This is a genomic window from Weissella thailandensis (assembly GCF_005405465.1).
GTDB lineage: Bacteria > Bacillota > Bacilli > Lactobacillales > Lactobacillaceae > Weissella > Weissella thailandensis.
Window position 1 is genome coordinate 33856 of the sequence record NZ_BJEC01000008.1, and the last position, 24983, is coordinate 58838.

The following is a 24983-nucleotide window of genomic DNA, read 5'->3' on the forward strand; positions in this document are numbered from 1 at the left end:
CTGTCTCTCCTTTTTTACTGTCTTCCTGCTAATGTACCGCCATCTAACACAATCTCAGAACCTGTTGTATAAGATGCTTCATCTGAAGCAAGATATGTGACTGCCTTAGCAACATCTTCGGGTTCCCCAATAGCCGGAATAACATCGTCTGAAGCTTGTAAAACCTTTTTAAGATCATCAGACACAATATCCGTACCAACTAAGCCAGGATGAACAGAATTTACCCGAATTTGTTTACTTGTTTTAACTGCCTCAACCGCAGCTGCTTTGGTCAATAACCGCGTCCCCGCTTTAGAAGCCGCGTAACTACCTACACCAGGCATCGGTGTAATAATTCCCAATACAGAAGAAACGTTAACAATGCTACCTTTGCCCATTCTATTCATGGCTTCACGAACACCTATGAAAGTACCAGTTAGATTAATATCCATGACTTGCTGCCATTCATCTAAACTAGTATCAGCAATGAGCTTATTTGCCCCGCCAATTCCCGCATTATTAACTAAAATATCCCAATGACCAAAAGTGGCTAGAGTAGTATCAACGACCTTTTGCCAATCCGTTTCTTCACTAACGTCTTGTTTTAAGTACAGTACCTCACCTTGCTGACCTAATTCTTCTGCCACTTGTTCGCCAACTGTTTCTCGACGACCGGTTACAACCACTGTCGCTCCCTCAGCCAAGAAATCTTGCGCGATTGCCTTACCAATTCCTGAAATACCGCCTGTCACAATGGCAACTTTATTTGCTAAACGATTTACCATGAATACTATCTCCTTTTAAAATTTAATCAGAACTTTTCCAGTTGTTTTCCCATGATTAACTAAATCAAGTGCTCTATTAATTTCATCCAATGAAAAACTTTGGGAATCAATAGCCGGGACAATATTATTCTTTTCAATAATTTTTGTAATTTGTGCCAATTGCGCACCATCACTTCTAACAAAAATGAAGTGATACTCAATATTTGCTTTCTTAGCTTTACGATCAAACTTTGCACCTGCTAAAGAAAATAATCCCTTCTTAAAACCCGTAATACCACGATCGTTTGCAAATCGTTTATTGGGACCTGTTCTTAACGATAATAAGCGACCACCGGGCTTGATGATTGATAATTCATGCTCAAATTCATTTGGCCCTAAAGTATCAATCACATAATCAATATCTGATAGCATTTCCCAATAATTTTCAGTACGAAAATCTAAATATTGATCCGCCCCTAATGATAGGGTACGATTTCTTGCCGCTTCATTACCACTAACAATAACTTTCAAACCCATGTCTTTAGCAATAGGTACTGCCATCTGTCCAAACGAGCCTGAGCCACCAGGAATAAAAATCGTTTGACCAGGTTTTACATTTAATTCTTCATGAAGCCCTTGATATGCTGTTAAACCAGTTAAAGCCGCAGCGGCTCCTGTACTAAAGTCTAAATTTTTAGGTAATAATGCAATCGCTGCGCTATCAATAGCTACATACTCTGCAAAAGCACCAATATTTTCTTGGGGCAACCGAGCATAAATGGCATCCCCTTTTTTAAAATTAGTCACTTTTTTACCAACATGTTCAATAATGCCTGTTAATTCATTTCCCATGGTCAATGGCATATCATAATCTTGAATAAGCTTAACGCTGCCTGTGCCGATTAACATTTCAAGTGGATTAACTGCTGCCACTTTCACTCTGACCAAGACTTCATTTGAATTTATTTCTGGTATGGCAATATTATTCACGTCTAATTTAAAATTTTCATCATATTTTGCCAGTTGAGCAGCCTTCATATGCTAACCCCCCATTTCTATTTTCTAACCATCTTAGTTACTTTTCATTCAATTTGTAACTAGAGTGTAAATCACAAGGTTACATAAGTCAAATATTGTAACTTAAATTTTTACATGATAAAATGAAGAAGATTTTATGAAAAAATAATTGATTGGAGGAAAGCTTTATGGAAAGAATGACTAATACAATAATTATCAACACTGCTAGACGATTAATTAAAGAAACAAATACCGCTGAGATTCCACTATCCAAAATCGCCAATGAATTGGGCGTCACTCATGCAGCTATTTATAAACATTTTAAAAACAAGCAAGCTTTATGGGAGGCCGTTGCAGCCGATTGGTTTGAGCAAACCATCATTAACAATGTGCAATTTACGCCAAATAAGTATACAAACCCACAAGATGAGTTACACGATTGGCTATGGGCATTCGTTAACGCCAAAAAAACTGCCTATAATAACGATCCGCAAATGTTCATGCTAAACACGTACTATGTTGATAATAATCCGCTTGCCTTACATGATGTTCTAATAAGTGCCTATAAAGTTATTAATCGCATTATGGGCTACAATGATGTTAATTTCGAAAAAGCAGAAGCTATATTATCCGCCTTCTCCGTCTTTACTTTGCCTAACTTTAAAGAAACTTGGAATCTGCCAGACTATCAACCTCGCTTTGAATTATTATGGCAATTGATACGAGATGGTTTAACAACTTCTGAATAATAAAAAACATACAATAATTCGTACAAGGACGGTTCCTAAAATGAAAAGAATTGCTGTCTACTGTGGCGCTGACACAGGAAACGACCAGACTCATCAAGAAGCAACAATTGCCCTTGCACATTATCTAGTCAATCATCAACTCGAACTGGTCTATGGGGGCGGCGGTGTTGGTCTAATGGGTTTATTAGCTAACGAAGTCTTAGACGCAGGTGGCAAAGTCCACGGCGTTATGCCTAAACAGCTCGTTGATCGTAGTGCCGCATTTACTCGGTTAACGAATCTAAAAATTGTGGATGACATGGCAACACGTAAGGCAACCATGTTATCACTAGCCGATGCTTGTATCGCCCTTCCTGGTGGTCCCGGCACACTTGAAGAAATTATCGAAGCTTTTTCATGGGCACGTATTGGTAACAATACCAACCCTTGTATTTTCTTCAATGTTAGTGGCTACTATAATCCGTTAAAAACAATGTTTGATGAGATGACTAAAAAAGATTTTCTAACAACTGAAGACCGTAAAAAACTACTTTTTTCTGACTCACTTGATGAAATTTTTGAATTTATAGCGACTTATCAGCCACCTAAAATCAGAACTTATGTTCAGTAACAAACAAAATAAAATTTATTTTTCAATAATAGTTGACAAAGCATCCCCGCACGCGTTAATCTCTTATTAAATTAAATTATGATTAAAAAGCTGTAAGGAGAATTTTATCTTTCGCTGTGTTCAGAGAGTCGTTGGCTGGTGTAAAACGATACACAAAAATTGATAATGATCATCTCTTAGCTGTGTTGTGAACATCAATTGATTATTAAACAGCATTGGGGACACCCATTATTGTGTAGATGTATTGTTTTTTGACGAATACATAAGATGCTTTTTAAGCAATTAAGGTGGTACCGTGCTAACGCGCCCTTAACTTTTACCAATAACCTGGTAAAAGTTAAGGGCTTTTTTCATAATAATTTTAAAATTTAGGAGGTGATGTCTTATAGAATCCGACATTAGTCATTTAGTAAACCGTCATATTTTTAGCCATATCAACCAGACAATCGCCCCTTTTGATAGGTAATAAGTCCGACTTTAATGGCTAACCAGTCTAAGAAAGAAGGCAGTCAGAATGAAATATGCAGTACTAGGATCAGGCGCAATGGGATTGCGATTTGGTGTTTTACTACAAGAAGCAGGCTTTGAAGTAGATTTTGTGGATACATGGGAACAACAAGTTGAAACAATTCGTTCACAGCGTGGTGTCTATGTCTCCCGAGACGGGCAAAATAAACACCTTGTTCCTGTAAATGTCTATTATCCAGAAGAATATCATGGACAAGCAGACGTTCTGATTGTCTTCACGAAGCAATATATGCTGGCGGATCTCTTAGAGCGGCGTGCACACTTCTTTAACGACAAACAATATACATTAACTTGCATGAATGGCATGGGACATATTGAAAAATTAAATCAATACTTCCCAAGTAATCGTGTCATTGGGGGGACGGCCATGATTGGTACTGTCCTAAATCAGGCTGGGGATGTTGATTTCATTGGTCAAAAAGGAGCTGGCTCAGTTAACTTAGCAAATCAAACTGAGCAGCCGGATGAAATGACCCATCAACTTATTGGTGATTTTAAAACAGCTGGTTTGAATCCGACCTTAACAGATAATTTCACTGGTACTTTGATGGCTAAAGTTGTTTTTAATTCCGTAGTTAATACCCTTTGTACAATGTTTAGAGTTCGCATGGGAGAATTTATTCAAGCACCTACAACACGTGCTTTATCCGTCCAGTTAATTGATGAAGCCTATGATGTTTGCGAACGTGCAGGTATTAAATTATTAACCTCTCGTCAAGAAGAATGGCAACAAGTGGTCACCGTTAGTCAGACAGGCAACCCATTACATTTCCCTTCTATGTATCAAGATCTATCAAACGGTCGTGAAACCGAAGTGGACTATATCAATGGGTATATCTATGATTTAGGTAAAAAATACAACTATGAAGCATCGACCCACAATTTTTTACGCGACCTTGTTCATCTTACTGAATTTACAGATAAATTTGACGTCAACGGCTTTATCAACCAAGTTTTGGAAGATGACAAAGCTAGCGAACAAAAAGCGGCCGCAGTTTCACAATAGACATAACACATTTTAATTAATTTATTATCACGAGGAGAATATATCATGAAAGAAAAAGTTGAGAACTTGGATTGGAACAACCTAGGATTTGAATATCACGACCTACCTTATGATTTTGAAGCAAAGTTCAAGGATGGTGAGTGGCAACCAGGTGAATTAACGACTCGTTCAACTATGGAACTATCTGTTGCTGCTGAAGTACTCCACTATGGTCAAGAAGTATTCGAAGGATTAAAGGCTTACCGTCGTAAAGATGGTAAAATCAACCTTTTCCGTCCTGAATTAAATGCTGAACGGATGGTCAACTCTGCTGAGCGTATGTTGATGGAACCCTATCCAGTCGATGCTTTCGTCGATGCTGTTAAGCAAGTTGTTAAAGCTAACGAAGAATTCGTGCCACCATATGGTACAGGAGGAACCCTTTACCTACGTCCATTTATGGTTGGAACAAGCAGTGTCGTTGGAGTAACACCAGCCACTGAATATACTTTCCATATTTATGCGACGCCAGTTGGCGCTTACGTAAATGGCCTAAACCCTGCTGCATACACTGTCAGTGATTATGATCGTGCCTCATACGCTGGTACTGGTCAAGCAAAGACATCGGGTAATTACGCAAGTAGTCTATTTTCTTCAGCTCAGGCACACGAAGCAGGTTATGCTGACTGCCTATTCCTTGATCCTCGTGAACATAAGTATGTTGATGAATTTGGTGGTGCCAACTTCTTTGGTATCACAAAGGAGGGACAATTCGTTACACCTAAGTCAGACTCAATTTTGCCTTCTATCACAAAGCGTTCTTTGCTCCAAGTAGCAAAGGATCAAGGATTGAATCCTGTTGAACGCCAAGTACCTTTCGATGAAATTGATCAATTCGCCGAGGCTGGTGCCATGGGTACCGCAGCAGTTATCTCACTGGTTGGTTCACTAACTGCTGGTGACAAGAAGCACGTCTTTTATAGTGAAACAGAAGCTGGTCCTGTCACAACTAAGCTTTACAACGAATTGGTAGGCATTCAATACGGTGACCGCCCAGATCCATATAACTGGACTCAAACGGTGGATTAAAGAAGAGCGTGACTAAAAACGCTTTGAAGCTGATTGTAACGTGATTTGCGGCATTTTTGCCGTAGCAGAGCGAAGGACAGGCATGACGTAAATTGCGTTACATTAGAGCTTCAGTTTTTTGGAACGCGTTTATTCAGAGCGTGACTAAAAACGCTTTGAAGCCGATTGTAATGTTTAAAAAAGAAGAGGTAAGAAAAATCAATTGGTTCTTCTTACCCCTTCTTTTTTTAATTTATCTAAAAAGTGCATTTATTTTCATCCACAATTAAACATTGGTACACTAATAGCAATCAGTGTGACTTATGTAGTGGGAAATAACAAATGTAATACTTGCGCCATCTTATTACGTGCCTCTGTTTTTGAAATAACGTCTCTTTGTTTAACCCACCAAAGACTAATTTGACGAAAAATACCTAAAATAACTTGGCAAGTAAAATCAATATCTTGGGATAGAATAGCTTCTTTTTTCCCAAAAGCAATCAGTCTTTTTTCAATTTCTGGTTGTACATGCGTATCGATCATTTCAAAGGAAAAATCATTTTCAATTTCTGGTTGTAGGTGGAACAAGGCTTGTTGATATTTTTCAATCATATCAAGCATCTTTTCAAAACAAGTCAACAAAAAATCAAAAGGATTCTCAATATCAGTATCGGTATCAATTTCTTGCAGTAAATCATGTTGGGTTTTATAAATAACATATTTTACAAAAGCATATTTATCTGCAAAATGTTTATAAAAGGTAGGGCGTCGCACCTTAGCACGATGACACAACTCATTAACCGTTATTTTTTCAAACTTTTTTTCCTCTAATAGTTCAAAAAAAGCTGTCATTAATGCTTCGTACGTTTTTTGAACTCGTAAATCTAAATTTTGATCCATAATGATATCCCCTTATAATATTTTTTTGAACAAAGTTTTATGTTTTGTTAATTATCTTCCATTTCGCACAATAATGTACGTTGTATTGATTATTAAATATATTATAGTTTGTTGTTGAACATATGTAAATAAGTTATCATTTGTACATTAATAAGTTAGGAGGAAACAGATGGCAGTTATTGATATTGATCACGTGACCAAAGATTATGGTCATAAACGTGGTATTTTTGATGTATCCTTTTCAGTTAACAAAGGTGAAGTATTCGGCTTCTTAGGGCCAAATGGTGCTGGTAAAACAACAACTATCCGCCATATTATGGGTTTTTCTAAACCACAGGACGGTACTATCACCGTAGACGGTAAAGATGCTTGGAAACAAGCCGACGCAATCAAGCGCCAAGTTGGTTACTTACCTGGTGAACTAGCCTTTCCTTCCGGAATGACTGGTACACAATTTATTGATTTTATGGCTAAGGAACGCCAAATCACAGATATGACTAAAACAAACTACCTATTAGATATGTTTGAATTAGATCCTTCAGGCGTCATTAAACGAATGAGTTTAGGTACCAAGCGTAAATTAGCTGTTGTGACAGCATTTATGCACGATCCTGAAATTTTGATTCTAGACGAGCCAACCAGTGGCCTGGATCCATTGATGCAGGAACGCTTTATTGATTTCGTATTGGCTGAAAAAGAGGCTGGTAAAACAACCACCATTCGAAACCTAATGGGATTCATTAAACCTGATAGTGGTTCGGCTACTATTGATGGCCTTGATGCTACAAAAAAGAGTGCGCAAATCAAACAAAAGGTTGCCTATGTACCTGGTGAAATTAACTTTCCTGGTAACAATAGCGGTGAGGTTTTCTTAAAGCGTCAAATAGAGATGTTAGGTCATGGTAGTTGGGAACGTTGCCAAGAGATTTGTGATGAATTACAACTTGATGCAACAGCCAACATTAAAAGCATGAGTAAAGGAATGAAGCAAAAAACAGCTTTAGCTGCTGCCTTCGCTGCCGACTCTGATATTTTAATTATGGACGAGCCTACTACTGGATTAGATCCATTGATGCGTGATACTTTCATTAAACTAATTGAAGAACAAAAAGCATTAGGTAAAACAATCTTTATGTCGAGTCACATCTTTAAAGAAATGGAAGAAACTTGTGATCGCGTGGCCATGATTAAAGACGGTAAAATCATTAGTCGTATCGACATGAACAAGATTCGCTATAATCCTGATAAGCTATTCACGATTGCCTTCCAAGATAATGAAAGCTTTCAACATTTCACTAGCTTGTCTTATGACTTAGCAGAAGTAAAAGCAGACAAAAACCAAGTCACTGTTAAAGTTAATGATCAAAAAATCAACGAATTGATGAATGATCTACAACATTATCCAGTTAAATTCTTCAAAGAAATCAAGCAAACCTTTGAAGATTATTTCAACCAAACATTTAAGGAGGAGGCATAATGTTTAGTAAAGCTATTTTTAAACAGAGTGTACGTTCTAATGGAACGCTATGGCTCGTCATTACATTAGTTGCCAGTGCACTATTAAGTGTATTTATTGTTCAATTTGATCCTGAAGATTTTGCTGCGCTATCAAGTGCAGCCTCAGGAACAAGTTTTGATAGTGTCCTATCAGGGTTTGATTCGATCCTAGGAACGCTAGAAACCTTTTATAAGTCAATTGCTATTTTATTGGGGTTGGTCTACATTATCTTCTCTGCAAATAATTTAGTGGTTAACGAAGTTGATAGTGGCTCAATGGCTTACACATTATCAACACCAACAAAACGTAGTACTGTTATCTTTACGAAGATGGCTTACATGATTGGTTCAATCATCCTAATGTTTGGTATTGTAACTGGTGTTGGTCTAGGTGTTTCTGAAGTCACACATCACAATGTTACAGGTGAGCCAATGACCGAAGATGTGAACGCAGCCGCAGATGCTATGGATCGCAAGCCAAGCTATGTACGTAGCCACTTATACATGATTGAAGATGATAAGTATGCTGTCCAAGCTGGTGCCGAAGCTCGTAATATGGATCAAGAGGCTTATAAGCAATACCTTGATCAAGCTATTTTGCGTGACAGTTATGATGCAGCTGCTGAAAAGCTAACCGATAACCGTAAAGATAAGTATGAAGATACTGACAAGAGCAAGTCAGCAATCGAAATTACACAAGACGAATTATCTAAGAATCCTAAGTTAATGATGAACGATAATGATGCTTTGGAAGCTGGTGCTAAAGTCACTGGACAAAGCGTAAGTGATTACCGTAATTCTATTAATGACGAGATTAAGAATGATAGTGCTGACAAGCAAAAAGAACTTGAAAAGAGTTTGCCAGCCAGCCCATCAATTATCATGTCAACAGCTCAAACAGCTGGTGCTAAAGCTTTGAACACATCAGAAAGCAATATTAGTGATAATATGAGCTTGCTAAAGGATGACAAGGCCATTAAGGCTGCTTCAGAGGCAACTAAGGTACCTGAAGATCAATTAAAGACATTAATTGACTCATCACAAGTCAGCGCTGCTTTGAAGTCTGATGAATCATTAGAGTTCGATGTTGAGACATTTACATGGTTGAACGTTGGTGCTTGCTTGCTAATCTTAGCAATGGGAAGTATTTCATTCTTTGCAAGTACCCTATTTAACCGTTCAAATCAAGCCATGGTTCTTGGTGCCGGTCTACCATTCGCATTCTTCCTAATTAGTTTGGTTATTCAACAAAGTGATAGTTTGGAAAACTTAAAGTACGTGTCATTGACAACTTTGTACCAAACAGATGAAATCTTGAGTAATGGTGATTTCGGTATTGGATTACTTGCATTAGGTGGGGTTGCATTTGTATTGTATGCAGCTTCAGCGGTTATCTTCCAAAAGAAGGACCTACCACTATAATTAAATTCATTAGTTGTTAGCTAATAACATAAAGAAATCCCAGAATTCAAAACGAATTCTGGGATTTTTTTGATGCCCGATAAAATTTATTCAAAGTTACTATTCACTGATAATCAACGGGTAGCGGTTACTTTAAGAATGGTTCACAAACCTTCATACAGTAATTCCACAAACGTTGATCATTTTCGGAAGAATAATATTTACGATTTTCTTTTTGAATCCTTCCTTTAGAATCAAAAAACATTCCCGTTAAACCACGAACTTCATTTGAAGTAGCCAACCAAGCATTTGTCTGTCCTGGTGTTTTAGGATTTCTTATCATAGGCAACCATAAAACGATTAATATTTTCATCCATAATGGCCGATTTTTAGCTTGTTCAGAACCCAACTTCGTTAAAGCTGATCCCGGTTCCATACAATTAATAGTGACATTTTTAATGCCTTTTTCCTGTAATTCATTATTTAAATGCCACATTAGCCACAATACATACAGTTTTGACAGACCATAAGCCCGGCCAAATCCATAATTATGCTCTAATTCAATATCATCTAAATATTGATCACTAGTTCCTTGGTTGTACGAAGCCGAAGAAACGGTAATAATCCTCCCGTCAGGGCTTTGAGTCAGTAAAGGTAGTAACAATTTGCTTAATAGTAATGGCGCAAATGTATTAATGGCCATTGTTTTTTCATGACCTTCAGCAGTTACTAGACGTTCTTTCCCCATTTGAGAACCAGCATTATTAACCAACGTATCTAAATAACCATATTTTTCTTTGATATGTTCCGCTAGTTTTTTAACATCGGTCATTAAAGATAGGTCTGCAATAACACTATCAATATTTTCATTGCCAGACTGCTCTCTAATTTCATTCACTGCAATGTTAACTTTTTGCTCATTACGACCATGAATGATGACATGATGCCCTTGTTTTGCCAAGGTTAATGCTGTTTGATAACCAATGCCACTATTAGCACCCGTAACTAAAATGTTCTTAATGTGCATCATTTCCCCCTTACATCACAAAAATCATCCGTTCATATTAATAATCATCTGTATGTTCATTAAACTTTTGTCTATAAAAATGTTAACGCTCGGTCAAATCATAGATACTCTTTTTGTTTTCATTCAGACGATACAATAAAGCAGCATTCCCCAACAGGCTTATGATAAAAATAAACTTTTTCACGATAATCCATCTCCCCTTTGTTATCTTTGATTGTTTCTAAATAATCTGCATTTAGTCTTCTAAAAACGGCGCACAAATTTTCATGCAATAATTCCAAATTTTCTGTTCTCTTGCTGGCGTATATTCCTTGGTTTCTGGTTCTTCCAATTGCTTTTTATTATTAAAGAATTTACCAGTAAGTCCCTTCACTTCATCTGATGAAGCCAAATAAATATTAGTTACAGCACCCTTTTCTGGTGCCCCAAAATTACCGAGAACAGGAATTTTAGAAACTGCCGAAGCTGTTTTATAAATGAGATTAACAAAAAATCCATTATCACTATCTTGACCAAACTTGGTTGCAACTGCGCCTGGATGAGAGCAGTTAACTGTCACATTAGTAATGCCTTGTTTTTGTAATTCAACAGCTAAATGTTGTGAATTCCAAATCACAAACAATTTAGAAATCCCATATCGTTTCTGTCCTGAAGATTCTTTTTCTAAGTTTAGGTCATTCATGTCTGGTTTTGCCTGACGGTGCGTACCTGAAGACATGTTGATAATCCGTCCGTCAGTACTTTTTTCTAAACTAGGTAGTAAAAGTTGATTTAACAAAAATGGTGCTAATACATTTAAGGCCATCGTATTTTCAATACCATCTGTTTCCCTACGAGTATCATCCAATACAGCACCAGCATTATTGATCAATACGTCCAAATGATCATATTTTTGCTGAAATTTATCCGCCATTTGTTTAACTGCTGGCAGTGAGAATAAGTCGGCGATTAAGTACTCAACTTGTGCCTGCTTGGCTTGCTGCTTAATTTCTGCGACAGTTTGCTTAGCCTTTTGTTCATTACGGCCATGAATAATCACATGATTTCCTTTTTTGGCCAGTTCTGTCGCAGTGATTTTACCTATTCCATCTGTCGCACCAGTGATTAAAATAATTTCACTCATAAAGCCCCTCTTCTTTTAACTGAATAGTTAGTCTTTAATGATAAAAACAAAAACTATCTTTTAATAGCTTTTATAATCATGTTACTTATTTGCTCTAATCCTTTGTCATCCAAGTACTGATTCTTTAATGGCTTTAATCTTGTTAATATCTGTTGTTCTCATACCTTTATAGTAACTAATCAGTTAGTTATAAACAAGTAAAAGCTATAAAAAAGTCCGATATCAATTGAGAAGGTATTTTTGACAAAATTAATGTGCAATTTAACGCCATTTAGTCTTTGCCAGCCGTAATATAATCTAAAATCTTAAACATAACATCTTTATTAATAGTCGGAACTGACATATTTAATATGTCAGTTGCCGTTTGGCCAAGAATAGAACCTTCAATATACGGGAAATCATTAACCACCATCTCACGGATATTATCGTCCTGAGGTTCAAAATGGAATTGTATCCCTACCACACGATGGTTCATGACAAATCCTTGGTTTTTAACCGCATCACTCGAAAACAGTAATGTTGCTTCTTTAGGTACCTCAAACATCTCTTGGTGCCAGTGTAATGCCAGCAACTCTGCTGGTAAATCTGGAATCACGTGACTTTGCAGATAAACAGGTGCCCAACCAACTTCCTTAGCCGGTGCTTCTGATACTTTATATCCTAACGTTTTGGCAATCTGTTGCGCACCATAACAAGCCCCAAACATTGGTACATCCTTATCTAACAGTTCCTGAATAAGCTCTCGTTCCTGGCTGATCCATGATACATCATCATTTGGACTCATTGGGCCCCCTAAAATAATTAGTAAATCCGTTTCATCAGCAGTTGGTAAATAACCAAATTGATAGGGATGATAGACGAATGATTGATGACCATTCACTCGTGCCCAATCCAAAATTGAATCAGGTCCTTCATTGGGCGTGTGTTGTAATATATTAACTCGCATAACACTCCTTTTTCACACTAAAAGTCGTCATTAACAATATAATAATCACTATTTCTTCTGATACTGACGGCGTCCATGCTGATTATCTTTCGGTAGCTCTTTGACATCTGGATAATAGCCCTGTCGCACCTGTCGTAAAAATTGATTACCAGCCATTACTTTGTCGCCAATATAAAGTTTATCCCACTCTGATTCACCATACAAACTAGGCAACGAGAATTTTTCATCTGGTTGTATCTTTTGTAGGTTAGTGTCAAAGATATCAAAAATCGGCTTCATATTCTCTTTCATAGTGCCTCCCTAAGATAACAACATATCTTTTGATAAATATACTCAAATCAAATTTTTACACACTTACCAATGGTACCGGGCAAACTAATCAAAATCCACGACAACCATCTCATGCCGTGAACGCATGATAATTTTCAATAAATCATCATACTTAATAAATACAGTTGCTGTATTGGTATTCGGATGGATACCAATCGCATCAACATTTTGTAACTCTTTATCCAGCAAAACAGTCACTTGTTGTTTTGTATCATGCGGCAAACCCAGTGGTGTCACAAAGCCTGGCTGGAGTCCCAAAACGTCTGCCAAGTCCATTTCATTGGCAAAATTAAGCTTATTGCGACTCAACTGGAGCTGTGGTGCTAGAGTTTTAAAGTCAATTTTCTTATGACCAACAACGACACAAAGAAAATATTCAGCGGTCTTTCTCTTTTTAAGAAATAAATTCTTGATCACCGTATCATTCGGCAATTCTAATTGACTTGCTTCAGCCATTGTCCAAACAGCATCATGTTTTACTTCATTGTACTGAATGTCATTTCCCCTTAGGAAATCAATTGCTTCTTCATATGTCGATAAAGTCATAAACGTCCCCCCCTCGTATATTTTGTTTATCCATATCACTATACATCACGCATCTAATTAAATAATTATGCTTACCTAGGATAACAATAATGGTTAAAATCTCCAATTTTCTTTAGTATAAAAGCCTATTTTTTCTTTAGTACCCATACACTTGCGATCCAAAAAATAACCAGTGCAATACCCAAGGTAATCCCTAGAGTAGTATGCCCTGCTTGTGTATTTCTAAGAAAATCACTGACTCCACCTGGCAGACGAGTCATAATACCAAGGATTCCTAAAAATAATGAAAAGACAGCAAGTGGCAGTACTGTTCTTTTGTCAGATTGTTTGAAGAAAATAATCATCGCAATAACCAGCCAAAATAGAATGATGCCAATTCCTAGTTTGTTACCAACAGTAATTTGGAGTGGTGTTGTCGCATACATTTGGATAAATATCATGGGCACAAGGCCAATCATTATCACCAACCATAATTTTAAAAACAGGACCCAATTCTTTGTTTCAGTCACACGTCCCCCATAGATGGTTCGACCCAAGTACTTAAGCCCCACCAACACAACAATACCTATATACAGGCCAGTCAATATCAGATTACCAATATCAATCGATGGATTAATTGAAATCATACTTGGTAGTAACGCAAAAAACATGTACGCACCTACAAAATACAAAACAAGTTTAAATACTTCACCGACTTTTTTAGGGACTTGATGCAACAATTCATCGGCCAAGACGTGCGGATTTTTACCAAAATATTGTTCAGCTGTCATTCCTTCGCGTTGTGCATCAATGATGTCTTGTAAGATTTCAAGTAGATTTGATTCAATAGCTGCTTGATCTTTCATGAAGCTATTCAAACGCATGTAAAGCAAAAGATCACTGTAGTATTTCTCATTTTCTCCAGTTAATTGTTCACGTAACTGATTATTTTGTTTAATTAGGTTGTCTTCAATACCCATCAGGATCTTCCTCCTCCACTAGTAAATTAACCGATTGCTGTAATTGATACCCTTCATTTATAAATTCTTTTTTGGCTGCTTGACCATCTTCAGTTATAAAATAATATTTTCGCGTTGGCTCGACAGCAGAAGCTTTGTTTTTTCCTTCAATCAACCCACGTTTTTGCATGGCCGTTAGTAACGGATAAATCGTCCCCTTTGGAATATCTTCTAATCCATAACTATTCATTTTCTTACTCAAACTATAGCCGTATTCTGGTTCCTTACTAAGGATCATTAAGATAACTCCTTGTAAAATGCCCTTTAACATTTGGCTTGAAATACCTTGTCGCGTGCGCTTTATCTCCTAGCTAGTATGCTTAACATACTAGAAACATAACAAAAAACGACTAGTATGTAAAACATACTAGTCGTTAAAACACTCATTATTTTGCGGTCTTGTTCTTCATAAAGATAACTAACCAAATCAAACTGATTGCAACAATAACTGTACTAAATACGATCAAGTGACCGAATCCGGTAGCTGTCTGCGTGGCAATTGCTGACTTTGTTGTCCCAGTTGTTTGAATAAATAGGGCGGCAACAGTTGTTCCAACAGCTCCGACGAACTGTTGCACCGTGTTAAAGATGGCATTGATATCACCAGCCTGTTGTGGCTTTACTTCAGCTACCCCGGCGGTCATAGCAACACTAAACGTTAGGTTTCGTGCCACTGTAAACAATGCGTAAACAACAGTTAAGCCAATCGTGGCAATACTTGGTGCCATCACTGAGAAAATAATCATGATAGCTAAGAAAGCAAGTGAGCCCCAAGTTAACGGCTTATTTGCCCCTAAACGATCGTACATTGCTCCGTAAATGGGGTTAACTAATGAACCTAGCAATGAACCAGGCATTAGAATCAAACCGGCAATCATCGTTGTCGTACCAAGCGTTAATTGACTGTATTGTGGTACAGCAAAATTAACAGCTAAGTTGATAACTTGTGACGTTGCATAAATCAATAATGCCATCACAACAGCTTTACTACGGAACACACTGATATCAACTAATTGGTTCTCTGCATTTTTAGCAACCTTGATAAATCCGGCCATAGCAATAATAGCTACCAAAGCTAAAATAATAATAGTTGCTGTTAATTTACCTGATTGCAATTTTCCTAGTGCTAAGATAGCTGATACTAAGGAAATACCAATCAAAGCAAATTGTCCATAAGCAAATTGATTATTTGACTTTGGCTTTTGTTTATCTAAGTTAAACCAACCAATTAATAATGAAATAACTACTACGGGTAAAAAAATCATAAAGATAGCTCGCCAACCCAATGTATACGTAACAACTCCTCCGTAAACCGGACCTAATGCTGGTGCCAAAGAAATAATCAATGTTCCAAAGCCCATGTATTTACCAAGTTGTGACATTGGCACACTAGTAAAAATAATATTAAAGACTAGTGGCAAAGCAAACCCTGTTCCGACCGCCATAATTAGTCGCCCCAATAATAATAGCCAAAAGTTTTGGGCAACAATGGCGATAACATCTCCCAATACAAAGGCAATACAACCAATCATATAGGTTTGTCGCTTACTTAAAATTGCATTGAAATGTGCTGATGTTAGCATCATTAGCGTAACCACTAATAGATAAGCAGTGGTTAACCATTGCACTGTCCCCATTGGTTGATTAAATTACTGAATTAACTCTGGAAACGTCACATTCATTGATGTTTCCGTTAAGATACCTGAAAATCCCAAGATTGCCGCTGCGACAATCGACCAGATCACTTTAGGTGAAACTTTTTCTTCGTTCATAACTCCTCCTACTTTTTAAAAGTGCCTGATTTCTATTTAAGCACACTTTATGGTAGTGCGTAAGTATCTTTTGTGTTACAAAAAACTTTTCCTAGCCGTTAAGCTAGGAAAAGTTAATAAGAGGCTAATTTTATGAAGGACTTTTGATTTTCAACTTCTGTCCATCAACCAAGTTTTCTAAGTCAGCTGATGGGTTAAGATCCTGTAGTTCATCAACCGTTAAGCCGTATTTATTGGCAATTGAATACCCAGTTTCACCGACTTGGACAGTAATTTTCTTCTTAGAAGATGTTGTCGACTTACTACTTGACGTTGAACTATCTACTGAGCTACTCGTCGATGATGACTGACTTGAACTTGATGCACGACTACTACTGTTAGCGCTCGATTTACTTGAACTTGAAACTGCCGTTTGTTGTGTATCATTCTTATTAGTTAAGGCACCATATACAACTGGTATTGAAATTCCAATCAGAAATAGTACGACATAACCAATTAGAATAACGGTCCAAAATTTAACCCGTGACGGACGTTTTGATTTCATAATCTCTCACCTTTGTTAATTATTGTGAATAGCGTAACATGAATACTGATATTCTGCATTTACCTTACAATTTTAGACTTATATTGCGGTTAAAAAACAATTAATTGTACGAACCACCCATTTGTTTGATAAAATTAAATGATTATGGTCAATTTTATCAGGAGAATTGAAGTCGTGAAACATTTTTTTAAAAATCTTATGAATAATAAACTGATCGCGACAATTATTGATGTGGTGACTCGTGTTGATATCATCACGGCCAGCTCATCAATCGCTTACTTCGGCCTATTATCAATATTCCCAGCTATCGTTATCCTAGGTACTTTACTACCTTACCTAGGACTAACAATTGGTACCGCATTAAAATACGCGCAGACTGCCGTTCCAGAGTCTGTCTTTACATTTATTGATCCAGTTATTCGATCGATTCTTAGTCAAAATGGTGTTGGTGTTTTGTCCATTTCCATCGTTATTACGCTCTGGTCGCTATCCCGGGTTGTCTCTTCGATTCGAATTGCCCAAAATGGTATTTATAATGTTAAACCTAATAGTGTCGCCATTTTTGACCGTTTCGTTTCAATGTTTTGGCTAATAATTATTCTAGCTATTATTGGTGTGCTGTTAATCATCGCCTCAGTCGGAACAAATGTTTTAGAGGCCCTACCAATTAGTAGCCAGATAACTTATCAAATTGAATCCGCTAAACGTGTCGTCGTCATTATTGGATTATTTATTGGTGCTTTTTTATTTAATACACTTTTACCGATTAAACGACCGCGTCTAATTTGGATTTCTATTGGAACAATAGTACAAATTACACTAGTCATCTGGCTTGCCAAAGCGTTTGGTTGGTATGTTGACTTTGCCGCCCGTGCATTTACGTTTTATCAGGCATTAAGTTCAGCTATCATTTTGTTACTATGGATCAATTTTATTGCCCTTGCTGCCTTGATTGGTACCATGGTGACAGCAGTTTTGGAAGAATTATTTCCGCCACGACATGGTGAAAGGGCAAGTAACTGGTATATGTTAAAGCTAATTTTCCGGAATTCAGGAAAAAATAGCAAAAAATAGTTGTGTTATCGGATGATTTGCGCTATATTAGTAGTCGTTAAGAGGGAAGTATTCCATTTAACTATATGTAACAGACTCAGAACACTAAGTCAGAAGACTTAGCCAGTAGGCCCAACTAACCTACAACCTACTCCTTAAAATATATCCATGAACATTTCTTACTCTCGTGTTTGTGGTCGAAGCTATTTTGTATACCCTACATCAATAGCAAAAATAAAGCACTAGCAATCCCACATTGCTAGTGCTTTATTTGTATTCATTATGATCCATGACTCGGACAAGTTATCTCATGATCATTGATCAATCCTGCTGCCTGTAAAAAAGAATAAACCGTAACCGGACCAACAAATTTAAAGCCGACCTTTTTCATGGCTTTAGACACAGTAATTGCTAGCTCATCTGTTGCCAGTACATCTTCATAATTCACCACTTGATGATCAATGGGCTGTTGATCAACGAATGACCACAACCACTGGTTGAAACTTTTTTCTGCCTTCTGTAGTGCTAGAATTGTTTGTGCATTATTAATAGTAGCCTGTAACTTCAAACGATGGCGGATAATCGTTGCGTCTTGCATTAACGAAGCAACCTGCACCTCGTCATATTGAGCTACTTGCTCTAAATCATAGTTCGCAAAGGCTTTTCGGAATGCCTGACGTTTATGTAAAACCGTTCGCCAACTCAATCCTGCTTGATACGTTTCTAAGCTAAGTAACTCAAATAACATCTGGTCACGATGTTCTGGCTGACCCCATTCCGTATCATGATATTGCACCATTAGCGGATCATCTTCATCAACCCAGTGACAACGTTTCAAAGTCATTTAGAACCCCCGTACCCCTATTTAATCGTGATATTACCATCTGAAACATCTACATTGAATTGATTAGCAGCCATCTGATCATTGTTCAAATAATTATTCCCATAATTCGTGCCATCAACCTTCACGCGACCAGCAGATGCTTGCATTTGCAAACCAATATCAGCCAACCCTGAAGCCTTTAATGAACCATCCATAATTGTCATAATATTATGGCCTGTTAGTTGGCTATCGACCAATTTAACGTTCCCTTTATTGACCTGAATAGCACTGGCAGCAACTGTGGTTTGTTGTAGCGTTGTCCGACTACCGTCTGCCGATAACTTTAAACGACCAAGATTTGAACTATTAGTATTAACCTGACTATTACTGCTATTCATTGTTGTTTGACTAGCCTGCAGGTTATTTAATGAAATTTTGGCATCATGAGCAGCAACAGACAAATTTTGTAATTGTGCATCCCTCATCTGAATATCTGCCGCTGTCGCTGTGATTGCACCACGCTTTGCATGTAAATCTGCAATATTCATGGCACCATACATGGATGATTGTCTGTACTCAGATAATTTTTTATCCTTAGGTAAACTGATAATCAACTTTTCTGGTTCATGTTTACCAAATCCTACCTCATAACCCTTTTCTTGGTTGGGCACATAGCGAACCTTTAATTGCTTACCATTTCTTGTCACATGTAAAAATTTAGGATTAGTAATACGACCATTAATTTCAATCTTCTTTTGATTACCCGTTTGAACGGTAACCGGTACATTTGCCGTTTCAACATCGACCTTATTCACAGCCTTTACTTTATGATGAACGGATTTAATTTGCGAAACTTCAAAATGACCATTGTGCCAACCTAAATTATTTTGACCATCATGAGCCAGACCAACAATCATAATAATGACACCAAAAGAAATCACAATGAAGCCCGTTAATATAAATCGAAATCCTTTATGCATGATGGGTCACCTCTTTACCTTTGTGTGAAAAGCGGCGGCCAATATACTTCACAAAACGCATCAACGCTCTAAAGACCGTACGAATAATGGTCACACCGATTGGCCAGGCAACAAATTGCAGGCCAACAATAATTAACCCGATACCACCTTGGTATAAACCAGTTGCCCAATTGCTAGGTAGCACAGCTATCCCACCAATAATTTGAAATAGTCCGGTCAATAAATAATAAATCAAAGCGACAATGACAATCGCTGCAACACCCACCGTTGCAAACAAGCACACTAAAATCAGCAACATGGCAGGTACCCAAACAATTGAGGTTAATAATCCTTCTAACACAATGCTGATCAAATTAATTTCTTGCTTAATCCAATTTTGTCGCTCTTGACGCGTATTTTCATGCGCTGGTTTATTATGTATGTCGTCCTCTTCAAGGCGCAATGAATAGTCGACTAAAATACGACGAGCCAATTGCTTTGGCGTTCCTAATTCTGACATTAATCGCTCACCAGATAACCGCGCATCAGCAGCGTATTCTTGATAAAAACGAATCACGTCCTCTTGTTCATCCACATTTAATTGCTGTAAGTAAGTCTTCACCTGAGTAAAATAAATACTATTTTCCATTAGCGTCCCCTTCTAGCATCAAATCATTAATTTTACTACTAAAATCACGCCATTCAGCTTGGATACGCCCCAGTTCTTGATAACCTAAGTCAGATATACTGTAGTATCTACGATTGCGTCCTTCAAAAGGTTCATCATACGTTGTCACCCAATCACGTTTTTTTAAACGACGTAACACAGGATACATTGTTGACTCAGATACCGCAAAACGCGCCTGAACTTGCTTTGTGAGTGAGTAACCATATAAATCTTCTTTAGAAAGTAACGCCAATACCAGTCCATCCATCAGATCACTTGATAATTGCATTGACATAATTCAACTTCCTTTACAATACTATAAGTCATATAATATAATACAAGTATAGGGAATACAAACTTGTCTGTAAAGTGTTTTAATTCCCACGTTATTCTATGAGAAAGTGAGAAATATTATGGCTAAAGATAAGAAATTAACAAAATCAAATGATCGTGTCCTAAGTGGTGTTCTTGGAGGTATTTCAGAGTACTTTGATTTAGACGCTTCACTCGTCCGTCTACTCTTTGTTGCGGCAACCCTATTTACGGGCTTCTTCCCATTTATTTTCATCTATATTATCGCCGTATTTATCATGCCAGATTCACCATCTAAGCATCAGTACAAGTATCGTTTTGATGAAAATGCTGAAGACAAGCGTCGTGACGTTACTCCTGACGAAGATAACGAGATTTAAAGCAAACTGACTGCAATTAAATTAAATAATAGCTTTTTAAAGGGATGGAACAAAGTAAATGTTCCATCCCCTTTATTGCTTAAAATGTATTAATAATTATCCCCTCAAGGAGCAAACCTATGTTTGGTACTTTTTTTAATGTGACCATGATCATCCTGGGCAGCCTGATCGGTAGCTTAACCAAGAAATATATTAAGCCTGCATATCATACGGTATTAATGCAAGCAATTGGCTTATCTGCCATGGTCATTGGTATTCATGCCGTCATTAAACCATTTGATCAAAGTACATTACCCGTCCTTTTTATTATCAGCTTAGCAATTGGTGGCATTGTCGGCACAGCCATTAATATTCAGGACAGATTTGATTACACCGTTCAAAAATTTACAAATAGTGATTTGTCGACAGGACTAGCAACCGCTATTTTGCTTTATTGTTTTGGCTCACTTTCCATATTGGGACCCATCAAAGCGGCATTACAACATGATTATACCTTCCTATTAACTAACGGTGGTTTAGACTTTATCACTTCTATCGTTTTAAGCGCCACCTTTGGTCTGGGTATCATGTGGGCAGCAGTTGTCCTATTCTGTTGGCAGGGTGGTCTATATCTTTTAGCATTATTATTCCAATCCGCTTTAAGTACAACCCTACTAAATGAACTCACAATTATTGGTGGTATTTTGATTTTAGCTTCTGGTCTTAGTGTGTTGGAAATCAAAAAGATCAACACATTGAACTTGCTACCAGCATTATTGGTGCCACCTATCGTGTTAGGTATCATGCACTTTATTTAATAACCTAAAATTGTATCATGATAGCAAAAGGCCGAGACATTTTAGTTTGTCTCGGCCTTTTTGTATTAAAAATTTAGGATTTATGCATAACGTGGTAGCGCACACGTCTAAAAATGGCCTCCGCAATCGCAAAGCCAATATCAATCGCAAACGCAATGACTAGCGTTCTAATTAAATTACGCCCAGCATTGATATAATTACCCAACGTAAATTCTTTAAGGCTCGTATAAATCACAATTCCAGGCACAAGTGATACCAAGCCAGGCACATACAACATGTTGACCGGTGCTTTAATCCGAACGGCAACAATATTCGCTAGCAAACCAATAGTTAAAGCACCCAAAAAGTTTTGCAGAATAATATTACTAGTCACCTGCGCCGTTAATAGGTAAACAGTCCAACCGCAAGCACCTGTCAACCCCGCCAAAAACAACACGCGACGGGGCACATTAGTAATAATGCCGAAGCCAATCGTTGATAAAAAGCTAACAATAACTTGTAATGCGAGTTCCATCTAGATGCCTCCTGTTAATATGTGCGCCATAAAACTACCCACAATAGTACCAATACCAATTGAACCAGCAATCATAATAGCATCTATACCTCGAACAAGACCAGATAAAATATCACGGTCAATAATTTCCCGTAAAGAATTTGTTAGTGGTACCCCGGGCACTAAGGGCATCAAGGAACCAATGATAATATTAGCAGCACTATCTGCAATGCCAACATACTGTAACAAATTAGCTAATAAGCCAATGACTAAGCTACCCACAATAACACTTAAATATGGCGCTTTTGAATGTTTGCTGCCCCATTGTGAAGCAAGATAACCAACAATCCCCACGAAAAAAGCTAATGCGAGGTCGGACCAAGTCGCTTTAAATAACAACATCGGGGCCACCGAAACTAAACCAGCACCAATAATCTTCTCTAACCAAGTAAAATCAATCACTTGGTGGTCAACATTACGCACGCTACGTTCTAATTCATCAAAATCAATCTCATGAGCAGAAAACTGACGGGAAAGTGAATTGATTTCATCTACTTTTTGCAAGTTAAACACCGACACATTCGGTTTCACAAGATGTGTTGTCGCACCACTTTCTGTACTAATAAATATTGCTGTCATGGTTGCATGACAATTAAGATCAATGCCCGCTGCTTGACCAATATACGCAATGGTCGACTCGACTCGGGTTGTTTCGGCACCACTTTCAAGCAATATTTTCGCAATCAGTCCGCAAACATCCATGATATTTTCTAAACGCTTTTCAACCATATCTGTTTCCCCACAAACTCATTTAGTAAATAAATCATATCATACGGCAATAATATTTTATACAAAGCTCATGTAACAAAAAAGAGCATAAAAAAGCTGACACATTCTCTGTGCCAGCTTTTCTGCTATAAACTTTTAATTAATATAAATGATGGACTCTTAGAAAATTAGTCACCGTCAAAAGGACCCTTCTCTAGGTATGCAGATAACATCCATATCTTCTTATCAATATCGATTTTGAAACCGTTAATCATATCCTGCGTTGGTTGATCATTCTCATCATCGGTCACATCAATCGCTTGTTGAAATTGATCTCTTAGATACCTGAATTGGTCAACCAGACGTTGCATTAAATCTGGCAAATCATACTGTCCAAAATCAATATGTTCGTCCGGCAGCCCGGTGTGTTCGATAAATTCATGTGTTGTTGCAAATGGTGCCCCGTTCAAGGCAATCAAGCGCTCTGCAACCTGATCAAGCTCACCGGCAAAATCCTCATTAAATTCATCCATCTGTGGGTGTAAATTAAAGAATTGTTTACCCCGCATATACCAGTGAGTTTGATGAACGTTGGTCTGTATTTGAGACAAGTCAGCAACCAATTGATTCAACTGAGCACGTGTTCTAGGATAATCATACTTCTGATTCATAATATCTCCCCTCACATTATTCATATGTTCACGGCAAGTGTAAGTCCTTTCAAACTATAATTCAACTATTAACCATTATTAAGATGATTACCCTTTCTACAACACGATAAAAACGTTTATCCACGTATCCTCTTGTTAAGTATTGTACAATGGACTTGCGAATATCCATATGGTAGTAGGTATTGTGTAACGAAATTTGAATGCTTAAATAACGTAACAATTACGGGGGAATTTAAATATGGCAAATTTTTATATAGATACAATCACAGTCGCGCATGAATTACCAAATAACGACCGACCAAAATTTTATATGTTCGGTGTGCCCAGCTACACGAATATGGGGGATCAAGCGGTCGCACTAGCCGAAAGAAAGTACATTGAGAACGAGTTTCCTGAATACCAATACATCGAAATTATTGAAGAGGATGATGATGCCGCAATTCCAGTGGTACAAAAAAATCTGCAACCAAGGGATATCATTGCCTTCACTGGTGGTGGTAATATGGGAAACTTGTATCATAACCATGAAGAAGCCAGAAGAAAAGTCTTCTCAACCTTCACCGATAATCTAACCATTTCTTTTCCGCAGTCAATCCACTTTGAAGACAATGAAGACGGTGCCGCTGAAAAGAAGAAGAGTCAAGAGGCCTACAGTAAAAATCCAAACCTTGTACTAGTCGCCCGCGATGCACAAAGCTTTCATCGTATGCAACGAACCTTCCGTAATCCCGTTATTTTCACACCTGACATGGTATTATACATGAATTCAGTTGATTGGAAATTTAAACGCAATGGTGCTTTATTTGTATTGCGTCATGATACTGAAAAAGTGGTCAAGCAATCCACAATTGATAATGTGAAGAATCTCTTAGATGAGACTCTCCCTGTCGAACGTGTTGATACGGTTCTAGATGAGCCATCAACAATAACGCCAATCACCCGTGAAACATTATATGAAGCAGAGTTAGAATTATTTTCACACCAAAACATTATCATTACTGATCGTTGGCACGCGATGGTATTTTCAGTACTAACCGGTACCCCTTGCCTGCTATTTGGTAATAGCTACGGTAAAGGTAAGCATGCCTATATGGACTGGTTAGAATATGTTAATTGGATTGATTACACTGATGAGGAAGATACCGAACGCATTAAGAAGCTGATGCAAAGTCTAATCGTTCAAAAACGGCATAGTTATGATGTTAAAAGAAGCTTCCAGCAATTGCGTGACACCATTTCTCATTATGCTGAAGATTGAGCGCAGAATAAATTAATA

30 protein-coding genes are annotated in these 24983 nt (G+C 37.6%); 10 read left to right on the top strand and 20 right to left on the bottom strand.

All coding sequences use genetic code 11. The annotated features are described in order from the left end of the window. Nucleotides 1-14: 14 nt before the first annotated feature. Both FFM62_RS04800 and FFM62_RS04805 read right to left on the bottom strand, forming a co-directional pair. Nucleotides 15-764, bottom strand: a complete 750-nt coding sequence (locus tag FFM62_RS04800) for a glucose 1-dehydrogenase (protein ID WP_115471087.1) — start codon at nt 762-764, stop codon at nt 15-17. Nucleotides 765-779: 15 nt separating this feature from the next. After that, nucleotides 780-1781: an NADP-dependent oxidoreductase gene (locus FFM62_RS04805; protein ID WP_115471088.1), complete on the bottom strand. Its 1002-nt coding sequence runs from the start codon at nt 1779-1781 to the stop codon at nt 780-782. A 167-nt stretch (nt 1782-1948) separates the two neighbouring features. Between FFM62_RS04805 and FFM62_RS04810 the strand changes: the two genes are divergently transcribed. The 4 genes from FFM62_RS04810 to FFM62_RS04825 all read left to right on the top strand — a co-directional run bounded on the left by FFM62_RS04810 (nt 1949) and on the right by FFM62_RS04825 (nt 5721). Next, nucleotides 1949-2509 carry a TetR/AcrR family transcriptional regulator gene (locus FFM62_RS04810; protein WP_115471089.1) on the top strand — a complete coding sequence of 187 codons (561 nt, stop codon included), beginning with the start codon at nt 1949-1951 and terminating at the stop codon, nt 2507-2509. 40 nt (nt 2510-2549) lie between these two features. Continuing rightward, the gene (locus FFM62_RS04815) at nt 2550-3119 is read left to right on the top strand and encodes an LOG family protein (protein WP_115471090.1); all 570 of its coding nucleotides are present in this window, start codon (nt 2550-2552) and stop codon (nt 3117-3119) included. A 514-nt stretch (nt 3120-3633) separates the two neighbouring features. Then, nucleotides 3634-4653 (top strand): ketopantoate reductase family protein, encoded by a 1020-nt coding sequence (locus FFM62_RS04820; RefSeq protein ID WP_115471091.1) that lies wholly within the window; start codon nt 3634-3636, stop codon nt 4651-4653. Between the two features lie 45 nt (nt 4654-4698). Further along, complete coding sequence (locus tag FFM62_RS04825) at nt 4699-5721, top strand: branched-chain amino acid aminotransferase (protein WP_115471092.1); 1023 nt, start codon at nt 4699-4701, stop codon at nt 5719-5721. A 300-nt stretch (nt 5722-6021) separates the two neighbouring features. On the opposite strand, the gene FFM62_RS04830 is transcribed toward FFM62_RS04825, so the two are convergent. Beyond that, nucleotides 6022-6600, bottom strand: coding sequence for a TetR/AcrR family transcriptional regulator (locus FFM62_RS04830; protein WP_115471093.1), 579 nt, complete (start codon nt 6598-6600; stop codon nt 6022-6024). Nucleotides 6601-6769: 169 nt separating this feature from the next. On the opposite strand from FFM62_RS04830, the gene FFM62_RS04835 reads away from it, so the two are divergent. Together FFM62_RS04835 and FFM62_RS04840 are read left to right on the top strand one after the other, a co-directional pair. Next, nucleotides 6770-8077 carry an ATP-binding cassette domain-containing protein gene (locus FFM62_RS04835; protein ID WP_115471094.1) on the top strand — a complete coding sequence of 436 codons (1308 nt, stop codon included), beginning with the start codon at nt 6770-6772 and terminating at the stop codon, nt 8075-8077. Continuing rightward, complete coding sequence (locus FFM62_RS04840) at nt 8077-9519, top strand: ABC transporter permease subunit (protein ID WP_115471095.1); 1443 nt, start codon at nt 8077-8079, stop codon at nt 9517-9519. The genes FFM62_RS04835 and FFM62_RS04840 overlap by 1 nt, the downstream gene beginning before the upstream one ends. Nucleotides 9520-9646: 127 nt before the next feature. Here the strand turns inward: FFM62_RS04840 and FFM62_RS04845 are convergent, their stop codons facing one another. From FFM62_RS04845 to FFM62_RS04885, 10 genes are all read right to left on the bottom strand, one after another. Beyond that, entirely contained in the window at nt 9647-10525 is an 879-nt protein-coding gene (locus FFM62_RS04845) for an SDR family NAD(P)-dependent oxidoreductase (RefSeq protein ID WP_165845899.1), read from the bottom strand. A 235-nt stretch (nt 10526-10760) separates the two neighbouring features. Beyond that, on the bottom strand, nt 10761-11648 hold the full coding sequence (locus FFM62_RS04850) for an SDR family NAD(P)-dependent oxidoreductase (protein WP_115471097.1): 888 nt from the start codon (nt 11646-11648) through the stop codon (nt 10761-10763). A 271-nt stretch (nt 11649-11919) separates the two neighbouring features. Beyond that, nucleotides 11920-12594 carry a type 1 glutamine amidotransferase gene (locus FFM62_RS04855; RefSeq protein WP_115471098.1) on the bottom strand — a complete coding sequence of 225 codons (675 nt, stop codon included), beginning with the start codon at nt 12592-12594 and terminating at the stop codon, nt 11920-11922. 48 nt (nt 12595-12642) lie between these two features. Further along, a complete protein-coding gene (locus tag FFM62_RS04860; RefSeq protein ID WP_115471099.1) occupies nt 12643-12885 on the bottom strand; it encodes a single-stranded DNA-binding protein in 243 nt (80 codons plus the stop codon). Nucleotides 12886-12969: 84 nt separating this feature from the next. Beyond that, nucleotides 12970-13470, bottom strand: a complete 501-nt coding sequence (locus FFM62_RS04865) for a YbaK/EbsC family protein (RefSeq protein ID WP_115471100.1) — start codon at nt 13468-13470, stop codon at nt 12970-12972. Nucleotides 13471-13595: 125 nt separating this feature from the next. Continuing rightward, complete coding sequence (locus tag FFM62_RS04870) at nt 13596-14429, bottom strand: DUF1129 family protein (protein WP_115471101.1); 834 nt, start codon at nt 14427-14429, stop codon at nt 13596-13598. After that, the gene (locus FFM62_RS04875; protein ID WP_240005914.1) at nt 14419-14706 is read right to left on the bottom strand and encodes a PadR family transcriptional regulator; all 288 of its coding nucleotides are present in this window, start codon (nt 14704-14706) and stop codon (nt 14419-14421) included. Before FFM62_RS04875 ends, FFM62_RS04870 begins: the two co-directional genes overlap by 11 nt. Before the next feature lie 148 nt (nt 14707-14854). Then, a complete protein-coding gene (locus FFM62_RS04880) occupies nt 14855-16096 on the bottom strand; it encodes an MFS transporter (protein WP_240005915.1) in 1242 nt (413 codons plus the stop codon). A 21-nt stretch (nt 16097-16117) separates the two neighbouring features. Continuing rightward, nucleotides 16118-16240 (bottom strand): hypothetical protein, encoded by a 123-nt coding sequence (locus FFM62_RS10390; protein ID WP_261789490.1) that lies wholly within the window; start codon nt 16238-16240, stop codon nt 16118-16120. A 130-nt stretch (nt 16241-16370) separates the two neighbouring features. Beyond that, nucleotides 16371-16784: an SAG1386/EF1546 family surface-associated protein gene (locus FFM62_RS04885; RefSeq protein ID WP_115471103.1), complete on the bottom strand. Its 414-nt coding sequence runs from the start codon at nt 16782-16784 to the stop codon at nt 16371-16373. Between the two features lie 174 nt (nt 16785-16958). Between FFM62_RS04885 and FFM62_RS04890 the strand changes: the two genes are divergently transcribed. After that, nucleotides 16959-17858, top strand: coding sequence for a YihY/virulence factor BrkB family protein (locus FFM62_RS04890; protein WP_240005916.1), 900 nt, complete (start codon nt 16959-16961; stop codon nt 17856-17858). Between the two features lie 259 nt (nt 17859-18117). Here FFM62_RS04890 and FFM62_RS04895 read toward each other — a convergent pair whose 3' ends face one another. The 4 genes from FFM62_RS04895 to FFM62_RS04910 are packed head-to-tail and all read right to left on the bottom strand — an operon-like array spanning nt 18118 to nt 20581. After that, a complete protein-coding gene (locus FFM62_RS04895) occupies nt 18118-18681 on the bottom strand; it encodes a DNA-3-methyladenine glycosylase I (protein ID WP_115471105.1) in 564 nt (187 codons plus the stop codon). Nucleotides 18682-18698: 17 nt separating this feature from the next. After that, nucleotides 18699-19640, bottom strand: a complete 942-nt coding sequence (locus tag FFM62_RS04900; RefSeq protein ID WP_115471106.1) for a DUF4097 family beta strand repeat-containing protein — start codon at nt 19638-19640, stop codon at nt 18699-18701. Then, a complete protein-coding gene (locus FFM62_RS04905; RefSeq protein ID WP_115471107.1) occupies nt 19633-20268 on the bottom strand; it encodes a DUF1700 domain-containing protein in 636 nt (211 codons plus the stop codon). The genes FFM62_RS04900 and FFM62_RS04905 overlap by 8 nt, the downstream gene beginning before the upstream one ends. After that, entirely contained in the window at nt 20258-20581 is a 324-nt protein-coding gene (locus FFM62_RS04910) for a PadR family transcriptional regulator (RefSeq protein ID WP_115471108.1), read from the bottom strand. The genes FFM62_RS04905 and FFM62_RS04910 overlap by 11 nt, the downstream gene beginning before the upstream one ends. A gap of 118 nt (nt 20582-20699) precedes the next feature. Here FFM62_RS04910 and FFM62_RS04915 point away from each other — a divergent pair, with 118 nt between their 5' ends. Together FFM62_RS04915 and FFM62_RS04920 are read left to right on the top strand one after the other, a co-directional pair. Beyond that, nucleotides 20700-20978, top strand: a complete 279-nt coding sequence (locus FFM62_RS04915; RefSeq protein ID WP_115471109.1) for a PspC domain-containing protein — start codon at nt 20700-20702, stop codon at nt 20976-20978. A 119-nt stretch (nt 20979-21097) separates the two neighbouring features. Then, complete coding sequence (locus FFM62_RS04920; RefSeq protein WP_115471110.1) at nt 21098-21775, top strand: DUF554 domain-containing protein; 678 nt, start codon at nt 21098-21100, stop codon at nt 21773-21775. A gap of 73 nt (nt 21776-21848) precedes the next feature. Here the strand turns inward: FFM62_RS04920 and FFM62_RS04925 are convergent, their stop codons facing one another. From FFM62_RS04925 to FFM62_RS04935, 3 genes are all read right to left on the bottom strand, one after another. Beyond that, a complete protein-coding gene (locus FFM62_RS04925; RefSeq protein ID WP_115471111.1) occupies nt 21849-22289 on the bottom strand; it encodes a threonine/serine exporter family protein in 441 nt (146 codons plus the stop codon). Then, entirely contained in the window at nt 22290-23057 is a 768-nt protein-coding gene (locus FFM62_RS04930; RefSeq protein WP_115471112.1) for a threonine/serine exporter family protein, read from the bottom strand. A gap of 167 nt (nt 23058-23224) precedes the next feature. Continuing rightward, nucleotides 23225-23707 carry a Dps family protein gene (locus FFM62_RS04935; RefSeq protein ID WP_115471113.1) on the bottom strand — a complete coding sequence of 161 codons (483 nt, stop codon included), beginning with the start codon at nt 23705-23707 and terminating at the stop codon, nt 23225-23227. A gap of 238 nt (nt 23708-23945) precedes the next feature. On the opposite strand from FFM62_RS04935, the gene FFM62_RS04940 reads away from it, so the two are divergent. Beyond that, nucleotides 23946-24965, top strand: coding sequence for a polysaccharide pyruvyl transferase family protein (locus FFM62_RS04940; RefSeq protein ID WP_115471114.1), 1020 nt, complete (start codon nt 23946-23948; stop codon nt 24963-24965). Nucleotides 24966-24983: the final 18 nt, after the last annotated feature.

Excerpts from the sequence above, each read along its gene's own strand:
- FFM62_RS04800 (WP_115471087.1), bottom strand. The coding sequence starts at position 764 with ATGGTAAATCGTTTAGCAAATAAAGTTGCCATTGTGACAGGCGGTATT.
- FFM62_RS04805 (WP_115471088.1), bottom strand. The coding sequence starts at position 1,781 with ATGAAGGCTGCTCAACTGGCAAAATATGATGAAAATTTTAAATTAGAC.
- FFM62_RS04810 (WP_115471089.1), top strand. The coding sequence starts at position 1,949 with ATGGAAAGAATGACTAATACAATAATTATCAACACTGCTAGACGATTA.
- FFM62_RS04815 (WP_115471090.1), top strand. The coding sequence starts at position 2,550 with ATGAAAAGAATTGCTGTCTACTGTGGCGCTGACACAGGAAACGACCAG.
- FFM62_RS04820 (WP_115471091.1), top strand. The coding sequence starts at position 3,634 with ATGAAATATGCAGTACTAGGATCAGGCGCAATGGGATTGCGATTTGGT.
- FFM62_RS04825 (WP_115471092.1), top strand. The coding sequence starts at position 4,699 with ATGAAAGAAAAAGTTGAGAACTTGGATTGGAACAACCTAGGATTTGAA.
- FFM62_RS04830 (WP_115471093.1), bottom strand. The coding sequence starts at position 6,600 with ATGGATCAAAATTTAGATTTACGAGTTCAAAAAACGTACGAAGCATTA.
- FFM62_RS04835 (WP_115471094.1), top strand. The coding sequence starts at position 6,770 with ATGGCAGTTATTGATATTGATCACGTGACCAAAGATTATGGTCATAAA.
- FFM62_RS04840 (WP_115471095.1), top strand. The coding sequence starts at position 8,077 with ATGTTTAGTAAAGCTATTTTTAAACAGAGTGTACGTTCTAATGGAACG.
- FFM62_RS04845 (WP_165845899.1), bottom strand. The coding sequence starts at position 10,525 with ATGCACATTAAGAACATTTTAGTTACGGGTGCTAATAGTGGCATTGGT.
- FFM62_RS04850 (WP_115471097.1), bottom strand. The coding sequence starts at position 11,648 with ATGAGTGAAATTATTTTAATCACTGGTGCGACAGATGGAATAGGTAAA.
- FFM62_RS04855 (WP_115471098.1), bottom strand. The coding sequence starts at position 12,594 with ATGCGAGTTAATATATTACAACACACGCCCAATGAAGGACCTGATTCA.
- FFM62_RS04860 (WP_115471099.1), bottom strand. The coding sequence starts at position 12,885 with ATGAAAGAGAATATGAAGCCGATTTTTGATATCTTTGACACTAACCTA.
- FFM62_RS04865 (WP_115471100.1), bottom strand. The coding sequence starts at position 13,470 with ATGACTTTATCGACATATGAAGAAGCAATTGATTTCCTAAGGGGAAAT.
- FFM62_RS04870 (WP_115471101.1), bottom strand. The coding sequence starts at position 14,429 with ATGGGTATTGAAGACAACCTAATTAAACAAAATAATCAGTTACGTGAA.
- FFM62_RS04875 (WP_240005914.1), bottom strand. The coding sequence starts at position 14,706 with ATGATCCTTAGTAAGGAACCAGAATACGGCTATAGTTTGAGTAAGAAA.
- FFM62_RS10390 (WP_261789490.1), bottom strand. The coding sequence starts at position 16,240 with ATGAACGAAGAAAAAGTTTCACCTAAAGTGATCTGGTCGATTGTCGCA.
- FFM62_RS04885 (WP_115471103.1), bottom strand. The coding sequence starts at position 16,784 with ATGAAATCAAAACGTCCGTCACGGGTTAAATTTTGGACCGTTATTCTA.
- FFM62_RS04895 (WP_115471105.1), bottom strand. The coding sequence starts at position 18,681 with ATGACTTTGAAACGTTGTCACTGGGTTGATGAAGATGATCCGCTAATG.
- FFM62_RS04900 (WP_115471106.1), bottom strand. The coding sequence starts at position 19,640 with ATGCATAAAGGATTTCGATTTATATTAACGGGCTTCATTGTGATTTCT.
- FFM62_RS04905 (WP_115471107.1), bottom strand. The coding sequence starts at position 20,268 with ATGGAAAATAGTATTTATTTTACTCAGGTGAAGACTTACTTACAGCAA.
- FFM62_RS04910 (WP_115471108.1), bottom strand. The coding sequence starts at position 20,581 with ATGTCAATGCAATTATCAAGTGATCTGATGGATGGACTGGTATTGGCG.
- FFM62_RS04915 (WP_115471109.1), top strand. The coding sequence starts at position 20,700 with ATGGCTAAAGATAAGAAATTAACAAAATCAAATGATCGTGTCCTAAGT.
- FFM62_RS04920 (WP_115471110.1), top strand. The coding sequence starts at position 21,098 with ATGTTTGGTACTTTTTTTAATGTGACCATGATCATCCTGGGCAGCCTG.
- FFM62_RS04925 (WP_115471111.1), bottom strand. The coding sequence starts at position 22,289 with ATGGAACTCGCATTACAAGTTATTGTTAGCTTTTTATCAACGATTGGC.
- FFM62_RS04930 (WP_115471112.1), bottom strand. The coding sequence starts at position 23,057 with ATGGTTGAAAAGCGTTTAGAAAATATCATGGATGTTTGCGGACTGATT.
- FFM62_RS04935 (WP_115471113.1), bottom strand. The coding sequence starts at position 23,707 with ATGAATCAGAAGTATGATTATCCTAGAACACGTGCTCAGTTGAATCAA.
- FFM62_RS04940 (WP_115471114.1), top strand. The coding sequence starts at position 23,946 with ATGGCAAATTTTTATATAGATACAATCACAGTCGCGCATGAATTACCA.